The sequence below is a fragment of the Streptomyces sp. NPDC053474 genome (genome assembly GCF_044544845.1).
Lineage (GTDB): Bacteria > Actinomycetota > Actinomycetes > Streptomycetales > Streptomycetaceae > Streptomyces.
In genome coordinates this window covers 358811-372027 of record NZ_JBITXV010000009.1, presented here as the reverse complement: position 1 = coordinate 372027, position 13217 = coordinate 358811, and the positions used below count along the sequence as shown (strand labels likewise).

The following is a 13217-nucleotide window of genomic DNA, read 5'->3' as shown; positions in this document are numbered from 1 at the left end:
CGAAGGAGGCAGACGACGATGCGGCGCCTGAAGGCCGCGGCCGCGCGCATACGGGACGACCGCGGTGTGGGCAGCGTGGAGCTGGCGACCTTGGCCGTGGTCGTGCTGCTGCTCGCCTTCACCATCATCCAGGTCGGTTTCTACTACCACGCGCGCAAGGTCGCTCAGAGCGCGGCCCGGCACGGCGTGGATGCCGGCCGCCAGCTCGGCGCCACCAGCGGCGACGGCGTCGTCCAGGCTCAGCAGTACCTGGCCCGCCACGGCAACTCCGTGCGCGGACCCGCCGTTTCCGCCTCCGGCAGCACCGCCACCCAGATCCGCATCACCGTCACCGGCTCCGTCGCCACCCTCGTGCCCGGCCTGGAGCTGACCGTCACCCAGCACGCCGACGGGCCCATCGAACGCTGGACCGCTCCATGAGCCGCTACCTGACGCACCTGATGTCCCCCGGCGGTGACCGCGGCAGCTACGCGATGGAGACCGCCGTCCTGGCCCCGGTCCTCATCGCCCTGCTCGGCCTGATGGTCGCCTTCGGCAGGGTCACGGATGCCGAAGCGGCCGTCGACGGCGCCGCCCACGCCGCCGCCCGCGCGGCCTCCCTGGAACGCGACGCCGCATCCGCGCAGTCCCAAGCCCAGGCGGCTGCCGACCGCAGCCTGTCGGGAGAGGGCATCACCTGCGGCACTTCCCAGATCTCGGTGGACACCTCCGGCTACGCCACCGCCGTCGGCCAGGCCGCCACGGTCACCGCCACGGTCTCGTGCACCGCGCCGCTGTCCGACATCGCCCTGCCCGGCCTGCCCGGTGCCAAGACCCTCACCGCCACCTTCACCAGCCCCATCGACACCTACCGGGCCCGCTGATGACCTCCACCGCCTGGATCCGCCACCGCCGCGCCGCCCTCACCGACGACCGGGGCAGCATGTCGCTGTTCTTCGCCCTGACCGGCCTGGCGATCCTCATGGTGATGGGCCTGCTCGTCGACGGCGGCGGTGCCCTGAATGCCTCCAACCGCGCCACCTCCCTCGCGCAGGAGGCCGCCCGCACCGCCGGTCAGCAAATTGACCCCGGTCAGGCCATCGAAGGCACCGCGATCACTATCGACCCCGGCGCAGCTCAAAGCGCCGCCCAGGACTACCTGGCCGCCCGCGGCGTCGACGGCACCGTGACCATCTCCGAGGGCGGAACGACCATGACTGTCACCGTCCACGACACCTACAGCACCCACTTCGCACAGCTTGTCGGCAAGGGCACCATCACCGTGACCGGCACCGCGACCGCCCACCTGAAGACCCAGCCGGGAGACTGAGCATGGCCCACCGCACCTCCTCCCCGCTGCGCACCCTGGCTGCCGTGCTGCGCGCCCTGCTCGGCCTGGCCGTCCTGGTCGCCGCCGTCGCCGCAGCACCGTGGCTGCTGCTGAAGTTCGGCGTCCTGGAAGTACCTGGCGGGCTGGAGGCGCTGACCCAGCCCGATGACGGACGTCTGTTCCTCACCGTTCTCACCGGGATCGGCTGGGCTGCCTGGGCCGCCTTCACCGCCGCCGCGCTCATCGAGACGGCCGCCCTGATCCGCCGCCGTTCCGCTCCACGCATCAAGGGCCTCAGCGGCATGCAGTCCCTTACCTCCGCCCTGATCGGCGGCATCGTGCTCCTGGCCCCCACCGCAGCCTCAGCCGCACCGTCCGCGGCGGCGGTCGCCGTTGCCACTGCGGACCCGGGCCCCGCCAGCAGCGTGCCCGCAGCCCCGGCCGCCGACGCTGGCCAGGACGACCACGGCAGGCAGTGGCCGCGGCACACGGTGACCGGGGCGACCGAGTCCCCGGCAGGGCTGGCGGAGAAGTACCTCGGCAACTGGCAGCGCTGGAAGGACATCGCCGCCCTTAACCCCGACGTCCCCGCCCTGGCCGCCGGGGACAGCTATCTGCCGAAGGGCACCGTCCTCAAGCTCCCAGCCGATGCCCGCACACGGCCCCACTCCGACTCCGCCACCGACACAGGCGCCGAGCCGCAACTGGCCACCTCCAAGCAGCCAGCCGGAAAGACCGGTCACGAGCACATCGTCACCCCGCACGAAACGCTCTCGGACATCGCCGAAGACGAGTACGGAGACGCTTCGCTGTATCCGACGCTGTTCGAGGCGAACAAGGGCGAGCGCCAGCCGCAGGGACACCGCTTCACCAGCCCGGATCTCATCTACCCCGGCCAGAAGATTACCGTCCCAGACCGTGACGGCGCCCCCCGCGACGACTCCGAGGCTGACCGGGTTCCGGACGAGCCCTCACAGGCCAGCCCGCCGCGCGCCAACCCCGACGCCGCGCCCGGCGGCGACGCAGCCACGCCTTCCCGCCCGGCTCCGTCCAAGGCCCCCAAGGCCGATACGGAGCCGACGACGCCGAACACACCGGACGCGTCGGCGGCCCCGGGCCGCAGCGCCGCTCCCCCTGCCGGGAGCAGCCAGAGCCCGTCATCGCCGTCCGCACGCCCGACACCGGACAAGACCGAACGCGCGGCAGGCGCGACGAGCACGGACTCGTCCCCTGTCGCCGCCGTCCTGGCCATCGCGGGCTCCGGATTCCTCGCGGCCGCAGTCGTGGCGATGCTCACGCGGCGCCGCATCATGCAGCACCGTCGCCGCCGCCATGGCCGCAAGATCGCCATGCCCACGGGACGTGCCGCCGCCACCGAGCAACTGCTGCGCAGCGTCGATGCCGGGGCCGAGCTGATCTGGCTGGACACCGCGCTGCGCACCCTCGCCGGAAACCTGGCGGCCAACCAGCGGGCACTGCCGCCGCTCGCGGCCGTCCAGCTCGGCGCCGAGGGCCTCCTGCTGCACCTCGCCCCCACCACCGGCAACAACCCTGCTCCCGCTCCCGCGCCGTTCACCGCACGCGGCGACGGCCTGTGGTGGTGCCCGGCCGACAGCGACCAGCTGGCCGACGATGAGCAGCTGCGCGAGCTCGATGCGCCCTATCCGGCACTGGTGCAGATCGGCGAAGACGCGGGCGGCTCCATGGTCCTGGTCGACCTCGAGCAGTACGGCGCCCTCCACCTGACCGGCGAACACCGCCTCCAGGCACTGCACATGCTCGTCCTGTCGCTGGCCCTGCCCCCCGCTGGCGGGCAGATCGAGATCGCCGTAGCAGGCGAGGACACCGCCCCGGGACTGTCCGTCCTGGACGACCGCCGCGTCACCCCCTACCCCGGCCTGGCCGAGGCGACCGAGGCCGCCCGGGCTCATCACCTCGAGCAGCAGCAGGCCCTCACCACCGGCGCGAGCACCGACCTGGCACACGCCCGCCCGGACGAGGAGTTCGGCGAGCTGTGGCCACTGATCGTACTGGCCGACCTCGACACCTGCCCCGGCGCGCACGCGCTCACCGACCTCACCGAACTGGTGACGCAGACACCACGGTCGGCCACCGCTGTCATCACCAGCAGCTCCGCCCCCACCCCGGCCCCTGGCGCCCCGGTATGGGTGATCGACACCGGGGCGCCGTCGCTGCCCGTACCCGGCACCCAGCTGGAGTGCACCCTCGCTCTGTGCCCCGATGACGTGTACACCGACATCCTGGACCAGGCGCTGACCGCCGACTCCCCCACCGACCTGCCCCGGCCAACTGCCCCGCCCCAGAAGCCGAAGACACTCGTGCCCGCGCCGCAGACGCCTCCGGCCGAGCCCACAGCAGTACCGGAGACAGGGCCCTCCAGCACGGCCGGGCTCCTGGCCCACCTGGCCGACCTCACCGACGACTCCACCCCCTCCACCCCACCCGAGACGGAAGGTGCTCCCCCGGCAGAGGCCAGCGCCGAGCCGGGCAGTCAGAGCGGCCCGAGCGACTCCCCTAGCCACATCGCGCTGCCATCCGCCATCACCCCCACACGGATCAGCGCCCGCCTCCCCGCAGAAGCCTCCGAACCTGCTGCGGCGCCCTCCCGTCTCCCGGGCCCCGGGGCTGTCCCGCCCCGCGAGCAGGACGCCGTCGAACTGCCTTCAGGGCAGCCAATGGTGCGGATCCTGGGTCCGGTCGTTCTGACCGGAGCGCGCGGCCACCTCACGTCCAACCGCGCCACCATGGCCCTGGAACTCGCCACCTGGCTGGTCCTGCACCCCGGGGCCGACCGGTACGGCATCGACGGCGTCATCGCCCCCGACGGTCGTGTCACCCGCGACACCCGCAACAGCCGGATCAGCGACGTCCGGCGCTGGCTCGGCCGCAACGACGACGGCGACCACTACTTCCCGCAGATCAGCACCCAGCCCGACAAGCGCTACCGCCTCGTCGGCGTGGAATGCGACTGGGACCACTTCCAGTACCTGTACACCGCCGCCCAGAACACCCCGAGCGAGCACGGCGAGCAGTTCCTGCGCCGAGCCCTGCATCTCGTCCGTGGCCGCCCCTTCGCGCAGATCCCGACCCGACGCTACAGCTGGGCCGAGCCCCTCACCAACGACATCATCGAGCTGGTCACCGACGCCGCCCACGAGCTCGCTGACCGCTGTCTCCGCCGAAGCGACGGACGCGGTGCGCTCTGGGCCGCAAGCCGCGGCCTGGACGTCGCACGCGAACGAGAAGACCTGTGGCGCCTCAAGATCCGCGCACTCGATCTCCTCGGCAACAGCGACGACCTCGAACAGGCCATCCGCCAGCTGGAACAGCTCCTGGTGGACCTGGACATCCTCATGGAGAACAAGACAGCGGAGATGCTCAGCAGCCTGCGGACATCCACTCGCCGCTGACTCACAGCCCTGTGGGGCACAGCTCGCAGCACCCGCAAGCGCGGCTCCACCCCAAGCTCTCGCGGTGCCAAAAATAGACCCGGCCAGCTCGTACCGATCGCTGCTGGCTCGGCCGGTGATGCGCGCTGACCCAATAACTGGCCCCAAGTGGAAAATGGCACGTCAGCACACAGCACAGCCGCCGGTGCCCTATCGGGCGATGGCATGAGCTGCGGCCGGTATACACCAACGGACGATCGACCGCTCGGGGCCGGACGTTGATCAGGTAGAGGAGCCATAGTGCTGCGTTCCCGTTTGGGCGGGCAGATGTGCTGGTAGCGGGGCAGGTGCGGGTGCTCGAAGCCGAGGCTGAAGGTAGCGTTGCCCGTGACGGCCCTACACGGGCGGGCGGGACACTCCCGACACGTACGCCTTGAGGCCGTAGCGCGTGAACTTCCCGCCGGGCAGTATCTTCGCCCCGGCGGGCGGCGTGCCGGCACCTTCCGCTTGGGGCGCACGCTCTGGTCCCCGCCGATCAAGTGCCGGTTGTCGATCGCCGCCTCGCAGTCATCGGTGCGCATCTCCTTGTAGGGGCGGCGGCAGGCACGGCAGTAGGTTTCCAGCTCGTCGGTGCGCTACTGACTCTGCGTACGGAACGAGCCGCGAAAGTCGGCGAGGCGCGCCACGGACTCCTCGACGACGATCTCGGCAGCCACAACCCAGGTGTGCGGGTGCTTGACCATGGTGGCACGGAACGCGGACTCATTGATCACGTGCTGATCTCCCATGAAGAACCGGGCCCGCTCGAAGGCCTTCTTAGACGTTGGCCTATGTGGTGGGGCGGAGTAGTACTGCGCCATGGGGCAGGGGGCATGGAGTTGGATTGTTCCGGACGGGCTTGGGAGATCGCGAAGCCGTTGCTCCCGCCGTCGAGGGTGCGGCCGCAGGGCGGCGGGACGCCGGATACGCCTGATGAGACGCTGTTCGCCGCCATCATCTACGTGCTGGCCAGCGGATGCGCCTGGCGGTAGCTGCCGCCCTGCTTCGGGATCTCGAAGTCGACTGCTCATCGGCGGTTTCTGATCTGGTCCAGAGCCGGTGTCTGGGGCCGACTGCACCAGGCCGTGGTCGGTGCGTTCACTGCGCGGGTCTCTTAACGGTCTTGGGCGAGTTTGTACAGTTCGGCGAAGAGGCCGCCGAGGTCCATGAGGGTCTGGAAGTCGCCTTGTTCTCGCACGCGGCCGTGGTCGAGGACGATGATGCGGTCGGCGATGCGGGCGTTTTCCAGGTTGTGGGTGACGAACAGCGCGGCCTTGCCTTCGGCGAGCTGTTTGAACCGTCGGATGACGAGGTGCTCGGCGCGGGGGTCCATGGCGCTGGTGGGCTCATCCAGCATGAGGACGTCGGCATCGCGGTAGAAGGCGCGGGCGACGGCGATGCGCTGCCACTGTCCGCCGGAGAGGTCGGTGCCGCCCCAGTTTGAGCTGGCGACCAGGGTGTCGAGGCCGTAGGGGACCTTGTTGATGACGCTGTCCGCTCCCGCCGCGCGGGCGGCCTCCAGGAGCAAGGCGTCGTCTTCGGTGCGGGGCTGGCCAAGGTGGATGTTGGCGCGCAGGTCCATGGGCCAGCGGGTGTAGTCCTGGGGCACCAGGCCGACGCGGGCCCACACGCTGTGGGGGTCGGCGTCGGCGAGGTCGATGCTGTCCCAGGTGACGGTGCCGCTGGCCGGGAGGCGCAGGCCGGTGAGCAGCGCGGAGAGGGTGGTCTTGCCGGAGCCGTTCTCGCCGACCAGGGCGATCAGTTCGCCTTGGCGGAGGGTGAGGCTGATGCCGTCGACGGCCGGGGTGTCGGCGCCCGGGTAGGTGTAGGTGACGTCGGTCGCGGTGATCACGGTGGGCGGCTGGGCGGGGAGTTGGGTGGTGCCGCGTTCGGCGCGCAAGGTGCGGGCATGGCGCAGGAAGGACTGCCAGTCCTCCAGGTAGAGGCTGGTGCGGAAGAGGCGGGCGGCGGCCATGACCAGGGAGGTCAGGGCTGCGGTGCAGGTGCGTACGGCGATGACGGCGGTGGCGGCGACGGCCAGGTCCATGCGACCGGTGGCGGCCAGCCAGCCCAGGGCACTCCAGGTCAGGGCGAGCATGAGGCCGCTGAGGGTGGCGCCGAGGAGGGTGACGCGCAGGACCTGGGGGGCGGCGCGGCGGTGGGTGGCCTTGATCCGGTCGGTGATCTCGCGGTACCAGCAGGTGAGGAAGCCGGCCATGGTGGCGACGCGGACTTCGGCGGCGGTGCGGCGGTTGGTGGAGTAGTGGCGCAGCAGGTAGCGCAGGTGGTTGTCGGAGATGTTCTGGTAGTCGGCGCGGTGCTGGATGCGGGCGGTGGTGACCGCGGCGGCGCCCTTGGGGACGACGGCGAGCAGGAGCAGCGGCAGCAGCAGGGGGTGCAGGACGGTGAGGACGCTTGCGGCGGCGGCGAGTTGGGCGAGGGCGGAGATGACGGCCTGGGCGTCGCCGATGAGGTTCTCGGTTGCTTCCGCGCCGGTGCCCGCCGCCTGGAGGCGGTCGCTGAAGCCGGGCCGGTCGTAGGCCTCCAGTTCCACGGCCGGGGCCTCGGCGAGGATCTGGAGGTCGGCCTCGGTGGCGACTTCGGGGGCCAGACGGGTGGCGGCATAGACGGCGAGCGCATCAGCCCCGGCCCGTACGGAGGCGGCCACGGCCACGACGATCAAGGCAGGCGTGGCGGCGTGGACACGGTCGTCGACCGGCCCGGAGGCGAGCAGGTGGTTCATCGCGCTGGGCAGGGCGGCCAGGGCGGTCGCGGCGGAGGCGGCGACGGTGATCTGGCAGAGCAGCAGCCAGAGCATGGCGGGCCGGTCGGCGGCCCAGCCCAGACGGGCGGCGGCGGCCAGGGTGCGGGGCAGGCGGGCGGCCATGCGCCACCAGGACGCGGTCGCGATGTCCTCGAAGTGCGGGTCGCTCTGGTACCCGACCTGCTGGGAGGCGGCGGAAGCTGGTGGTTGGGGGGCGGGTGAGGACGGCGTCACCCGCCCCATCCTGGCGTGACCGTCGTGGTGGGCGGGTGGCTTTGGGCCGATGTCGCCCATGTGGTGCAGGCGCCGTCTACAGGGCACGCAGGGCCAGTTCGATGGCGGTGACCAGGAAGAGCCCGGTGCGGTACGGCGCGGCGTGGCCGGGACCGAGGGCAGCGCGCTCGATGGCCTCGGAGAGGGCGGCGGCATCGAGGTAGCCCTGCTCGGTGAGGTGGAGGTCCTTGCCCCAGCTGCGCAGGAGTCCGGTGGCGTGAGCGGCGACGGCCTGGTTCATGAGATGGCCGAAGTTCTCCCGCAGCACGGGGTGGACCACTTGCTCGGGCAGACCGCGCACAGCCAGGCGTTCGGTCAGCAGCCGCTTGTCCACCTTCCACTCGGTCGGCAGGCGGCGGCCGAAGCGGACCAGCTCGGGGGCGATGAAGGGGGCCAGGGTCCACAGGCCACGCCGCGCGAGGAAGGGAGTGGCGACTTCGAGGGCGACCAGCGCGGTCTCCGGCGCCACAGTCGGCGGGGCGATGCCAGTGTTCACCTCGCCGAGCAGGTCCCGCACACGCGGCCCGCACCACGATGGTGCCTGCACTCCGCGTGCGGGCCGGTCCTGGGGGCGGCGTGCGCGGGCGACTTCGTCGCCGCCGAACCCGGCCACCATCGTGGTGACGTCCCGGGCCGCGAGGGCCTGGGCGAGGGCGTCGGCGGCTTCCAGGTGCGGCTCGTCCAGCGGGCTGATGGCCTCCGGGCGGGCGCGGCGCAGGCCGCCCGGCGCGAGCGCCGGATAGTCGCCTGCGAGCACGGTGACGTCGGGTGCGAAGCCGACCTGGTCGATGACCATGCGGCGGCGCGCCTGCTGCTGCGGCCCCGCCTGCCCGCCGATCAGCATCGCGCACGGGGTGATCTCCCCAGGGTGGGCCAGTCCGAGGGAGATCGCGAGGTTGGTGGAGTCCTTACCGCCCGACAGCTGCGCCGCGGTGCGCGCGGGCGTCAGGGGGCGCTGGGCGAGGAGGTGGTCGACCAGGGCCTCGAAGGCGTCCACCAGCTCGGGGCCGTCGACGTGGTCGGCGAGACCGGAGGGCTGGGCGTGCGCGGCTGCGGGCGGGTAGTGAAGGTGCAGGCCGCGGGCGTCGGCGCGGGCGGTGGAGTTCTCCGAGAGCCGTTTGACCGTGGCGAACAGGGTCTGGTGGCCGTAGCGGGTCTGGCCGGTCAGCAGGCGCATGACTTCGAGCTCGTCCAGGCAGTCGGGCCCGAAATGGGCTTTGAGGTCCATCAGTTGCCACGAGCCAAACAGTGCCCCGTCGGCGTGGGTAAGGTAGAGCGGGCACACCCCGCCCAGGCCCGTGTGGACGCTCACCCCTCCCGGCCCGTCCTCGACCCAGACCGATTGCAGCGGCCAGGTGCCGCATTCCTCCCGCGCCCGCACGTACACGGCATCGTCCACGCGCACCGGGGAAGTGGAGCGCAGCAGCGAGGCCGCCTGCGTGCTGCGTTCCCGCACGACCATGAGCGTGCGGGTGCCGTCGCTGACGGCCCGGGACTCCAGCGCCGGGTGGTTCAGCGGGCGGACGCGGTCGCTGCCGCGCACCCAGCAGCCGTCGTTCGTGCCGCACCACCGCCAGGGTCCTTCAGTACTCCGCAGGTCGATCGTGAGCGTCAGCATCTCGGCTCTGCTTCCTCTCGTCGTGGGCGTGCCGGGGCCCGCGCGGCGCTCGGTCGGCGCGGGCCCCGGTGGTGCTGGACGGACGGTGCGGCGGAGGCGCTAGTCCTCGAACCGGCCCTGGTCGGAGGTGTCGGCCGCCTTGTCGTCGAAGCGTGCGGTGTCACTGGGGACGGACGTGGTCTCCGGCCCGGCGAACACCGACTCCCACGGACGCGTGTGGTCCTTCATCGCAGACCCCTTTCTCGTTTCGGCCAGCTCCGGTGGCGAGCGCCATCGGAATCGCCAACTAGTGCACAGCCAGCGGGAGTTGGGCGGTAGCGTGGGCGGACCGCGGGGCCGTATATCGGGTATACGAGGGGACTGGACCTCATGACCCAGCGCACTGCGAACCACCAGCTCAAAGCCCTGGTCGACGAGGCCGACATGTCGTACGAGACGCTCGCGCGCGCCGTGCGCGCGATCGCCCTGGAGGTCGGCGTCCGCCTGGGCACAAACAAGTCGGCCGTCCACCACTGGACGGCCTACGGAGCCATTCCCGACGGGCAGACGGCCACCTACCTGGCGGAGGCGCTCTCCCGCCGCCTGGGCCGTCGTCTCACCCGCGAGGACTTGGGACTGGGCGCCCCAAAAGGCGGCGAGGATGACAACATCGGACTGACGCTGGACGCCGATCCGATCGAGACACTGATCGCCCTTGGGGAGGCAGATGTGAACCGCCGCCGATTCCTCGCCGCCTCCGCCTACTCCCTGGCCACCGCCGCCCTGCCCCTTCAGTGCGTGCAGGAAGCCGCCGCCCGCACGCGCGCCGTCCTCGGCGGGGCCGTGGCCGGGCGCGCCGATGTGGACGCCGTGCGGGACATGGTCAAGCTGTTCATGGACATGGACGAGCGGCACGGCGGACAGCACGGGCGCACCGCCTTCACCCAGTACCTCGTCACCGACATCGCCGGACTGTGCCGCGGCCGCTTCGCCACCGAAGACCTCCGCGCCGAAGCCCTCTCCGTCGCCTCCGCGGGCGCGCACCTGGCCGGGTGGAAGGCCTACGACTCCGGCGAGCAGGGCCTCGCCCAGCGGTACTACCTCCAGTCCCTGCTGCTCGCCCGGAACTCCGGCGCACCGGGGCAGGATGGCTTCGTGATGCGCACCATGTCGCAGCAGGGCATGAAACTGCACCGCCCCGAGCACTGCCTCGCCCTCGCCGAGACCGGCTGGAACCAGGCCAAGGGCCGCGTCGATGCCCGCGTCGAGGCCCTGTTCGCCATCACCCACGCCCACGCCCTGGCCAAGGCCGGCCAGAGGCAACGGGCGCTGACAGACGTCGACCGCGCCCATGCCGCACTGGCCGCCGGAGACAGGGCCGGGGACGAGGTCCCGTTCTGGGCACTGGTCTGGGGCCCGCCCACGGCCACCGTCCACTCCCGGACCGCGAAGGTCTTCGAGACCCTGGGCGATCGCCGCAACGCCGCGCGCCAGTACGCCACCGCCGCCGCCAGCCGCCCCGGCACCACCTACGCGCGCATCATCGCCCTGGACCTGGTCGCACAGGCCGAACAGCAGGCCAAGCAGGGCAGCATCGAGCAGGCCTGCACCACCTGGGACCGCGCGATCGACACCATGGCCGGAGTGAAATCCGCCCGCACCCTCAAAGCCGTACGCTCCCTGCGCGCAGACCTGCGCCCCTACCGCACACGCGGCGTGCGGTGCGCGGCCGAACTCGACGAACGCGCCCGCCTCTTCCTCGCCAGCCACCGCTAACCAAGAACAGCCCAACAGGCACTGCTCAGGCCCTCGGCCGGGCACGGAGCAGCCGTACGCCGGCAGGGGGTGGCTCTAGGCGGGGCGTTTGCGGGTGGCGAGGGTGGAGGAACCAGGGGCTTGGGTGGCGCGTTGGTGGGTGGGCTGGTCGGCGGGTTCGCCACGGGATGAGGAGTTGCTGTGGACGACGGTGTGGCGGCCGGGCACGCGTGGGGCGAATCGGGCCCTCAATCGGCGGGCGAGGCGGCGGTTGGAGTGACGCATTGCGCTGTCAGCTCCTGCTGGCTGGTGGCGTGGGGGTCCCCCAGCGGCCGGTCCGACCCGGCCGCCGGGGACTTTCCGTGAGGGCCCGTGGAGGGCTGGTCAAGCGGCGGGGGGCGCCTCACGCAAGAGGCGTCGCACCCGTCCGCGGTTGAACCGGAAGATCCCAAGGGAGTGGTCCCCAACCTCGCGGGTCTCCTTGGTGTCGATGATCTCGACGTCTTCGAGCGCGGCGGCGAGTCCGCCGAAGGCGTAGCCGCGGTCGATGCGCTGCGGCCCGCCCTGGCTTGGCTTGCACTGCCCCGCGGTGGGGGCAAGGGCGTGGAGCTGGCCGAGGTGGTCGGCGGCGTAGCGGGCCAGGTCCTCGAAGCAGGCGTCGGTCAGGACGATGTCCGGGCGGATGTCGCTGTGGCGCTCGCCAGTGCTGCTGAGGTAGGTGCGGTGGACCATGTGGGCGCGGTCGGTGACCTTGTCCCAGTCAGGCAAAGGAATACCGGGTTCGGGGTTGCTGGGGTAGCTGTTGCAGTCACCCGCGATCAGGCTGACCATGCCGGGCCTGGCCAGGGTGGTCATACGGCGAGCCTCGGTCAGGCGGGTGTCGGCGTCGTGACTGCACAGGTGGAAGGACCCGAGGGAGAGCGGGCGCGGGCAGTCCTGGAAGTAGGCCACCACGTTGTTCATGGGGTGCCACCACAGGGTGTGGTGAGGGTAGACGGCGTCGACCTGGAAGAGCTTGGGGTTGACGAACAGGGCGGTCGCGTTGGGGCTTTCGGGGGTGGGCGGGGCCAGGAAGCCCCGTAAGCGGAGGATGTGCTCGGTGGCGTGCAGGCGCTGCTGACCGCGCTGGTGGCTGTAGGTCATCTCCTGGCGCAGGACGATGTCGGGCTGGTGGGCCCGCAGGATCTCGTGGGCCTGTTCCCACCGCGCGCCGTCGGGGCCGCCATCGTGTTCCAGGTTCCATTGCGCGACGGTGATGGTCATGGGGTCCCTTCTCGATTTCTCTGGTGACGGGGGCGCAAGTACGCCTCCCGCGTGCGCATACCGGACCTTGCAAAGGCCGTGGCGGGCACGGGCCGGGGCGCGGCGGGGTGCTGGGGCGGTAAGGCCGGCGTGGCCGCGGGGCGGGCCGGTAGCGGGGTCATGCCGCTGTGCGCGGCTGCCGCTCCAGGGCGCGGGCCAGGCGCCGGGCGGTCATCACGGGGATCGAGCCACACGCGAGCGCGGCGTCGGACTGGCAGCGCAGGCAGTCGGGGTGGAACTGCGGGTCCAGGAACCCGCCGTGCGTGGCCTGCTTGAAGGCCTGGCAGAGCCGCTTGATGAGGAGCTGGGCCTCAGGCCAGTAGGACAGCTCCACGTCCGGGTCCGGCTGCGGGCCACCGAGCAGGCCCACCAGGCGGTCGGCGGTGGTCAGCGGGATCTCCCCGAGCACGATCTGGCCGCGGTGCACGTACGGCTCGGGCATGTCGAGCTCGTGGGTGCAGATGGCCGCGCGCAGCCGCTCGCTGGCCCGCAGGGCGTCCTTGATGGTGCGGCGGATCATCCGGGTCAGCGCGACGGCGGTCTCCGGGCCGACCGAGCCGAGGTCGACCTGTCCGGGGTGCTCCACGCCCGGCAGCACCGAGAGGTTCAGGCCCGCGGCAGCGCAGGCGTGGTGCAGGTCGAGGGAGGCGGTTGCTGCGGCCAGGTGGTCCTCGGGCAGCGTGCGGGAGCCTAAGCGGTCGGTGAGCGAGGTGATGGTGGTGGCGTTCACGCGTTCTCCAGAGCAGTGGTGCACGGTTGAAGTGCCGG

Annotated in this window: 11 protein-coding genes and 1 pseudogene; 6 read left to right on the top strand and 6 right to left on the bottom strand. The window is 71.7% G+C overall.

Annotation, left to right across the window (positions count from 1 at the left end):
* Positions 1-18: 18 nt before the first annotated feature.
* Genes ACIG3E_RS23345 through ACIG3E_RS23330 form a run of 4 tightly spaced genes read left to right on the top strand, consistent with a single transcriptional unit; the run spans position 19 to position 4740 of the window.
* The gene (locus tag ACIG3E_RS23345; RefSeq protein WP_399619560.1) at positions 19-420 is read left to right on the top strand and encodes a TadE/TadG family type IV pilus assembly protein; all 402 of its coding nucleotides are present in this window, start codon (positions 19-21) and stop codon (positions 418-420) included.
* Positions 417-863, top strand: a complete 447-nt coding sequence (locus ACIG3E_RS23340; RefSeq protein WP_399619557.1) for a TadE/TadG family type IV pilus assembly protein — start codon at positions 417-419, stop codon at positions 861-863. The genes ACIG3E_RS23345 and ACIG3E_RS23340 overlap by 4 nt, the downstream gene beginning before the upstream one ends.
* Positions 863-1309, top strand: coding sequence for a TadE/TadG family type IV pilus assembly protein (locus ACIG3E_RS23335; protein WP_399619554.1), 447 nt, complete (start codon positions 863-865; stop codon positions 1307-1309). Before ACIG3E_RS23340 ends, ACIG3E_RS23335 begins: the two co-directional genes overlap by 1 nt.
* A gap of 2 nt (positions 1310-1311) precedes the next feature.
* On the top strand, positions 1312-4740 hold the full coding sequence (locus tag ACIG3E_RS23330) for a hypothetical protein (RefSeq protein WP_399619551.1): 3429 nt from the start codon (positions 1312-1314) through the stop codon (positions 4738-4740).
* A 614-nt stretch (positions 4741-5354) separates the two neighbouring features.
* On the opposite strand, the gene ACIG3E_RS23325 is transcribed toward ACIG3E_RS23330, so the two are convergent.
* Positions 5355-5492 carry a hypothetical protein gene (locus ACIG3E_RS23325; protein WP_399619549.1) on the bottom strand — a complete coding sequence of 46 codons (138 nt, stop codon included), beginning with the start codon at positions 5490-5492 and terminating at the stop codon, positions 5355-5357.
* 85 nt (positions 5493-5577) lie between these two features.
* On the opposite strand from ACIG3E_RS23325, the pseudogene ACIG3E_RS23320 reads away from it, so the two are divergent.
* A pseudogene (locus ACIG3E_RS23320) lies at positions 5578-5849 on the top strand (transposase); the annotation flags it as partial.
* A gap of 23 nt (positions 5850-5872) precedes the next feature.
* Here the strand turns inward: ACIG3E_RS23320 and ACIG3E_RS23315 are convergent.
* The 3 genes from ACIG3E_RS23315 to ACIG3E_RS23305 form a co-directional block, all read right to left on the bottom strand.
* Positions 5873-7765 carry an ATP-binding cassette domain-containing protein gene (locus tag ACIG3E_RS23315; protein ID WP_399619547.1) on the bottom strand — a complete coding sequence of 631 codons (1893 nt, stop codon included), beginning with the start codon at positions 7763-7765 and terminating at the stop codon, positions 5873-5875.
* A 67-nt stretch (positions 7766-7832) separates the two neighbouring features.
* A complete protein-coding gene (locus tag ACIG3E_RS23310) occupies positions 7833-9413 on the bottom strand; it encodes an asparagine synthase-related protein (protein WP_399619545.1) in 1581 nt (526 codons plus the stop codon).
* Positions 9414-9512: 99 nt separating this feature from the next.
* Positions 9513-9641, bottom strand: coding sequence for a hypothetical protein (locus ACIG3E_RS23305; RefSeq protein WP_399619543.1), 129 nt, complete (start codon positions 9639-9641; stop codon positions 9513-9515).
* 141 nt (positions 9642-9782) lie between these two features.
* On the opposite strand from ACIG3E_RS23305, the gene ACIG3E_RS23300 reads away from it, so the two are divergent.
* Positions 9783-11168 (top strand): hypothetical protein, encoded by a 1386-nt coding sequence (locus ACIG3E_RS23300; RefSeq protein ID WP_399619541.1) that lies wholly within the window; start codon positions 9783-9785, stop codon positions 11166-11168.
* A gap of 363 nt (positions 11169-11531) precedes the next feature.
* Here ACIG3E_RS23300 and ACIG3E_RS23295 read toward each other — a convergent pair whose 3' ends face one another.
* On the bottom strand, positions 11532-12410 hold the full coding sequence (locus ACIG3E_RS23295) for an endonuclease/exonuclease/phosphatase family protein (RefSeq protein ID WP_399619539.1): 879 nt from the start codon (positions 12408-12410) through the stop codon (positions 11532-11534).
* A 157-nt stretch (positions 12411-12567) separates the two neighbouring features.
* Positions 12568-13179 (bottom strand): hypothetical protein, encoded by a 612-nt coding sequence (locus ACIG3E_RS23290; protein WP_399619536.1) that lies wholly within the window; start codon positions 13177-13179, stop codon positions 12568-12570.
* Positions 13180-13217 lie beyond the last annotated feature (38 nt).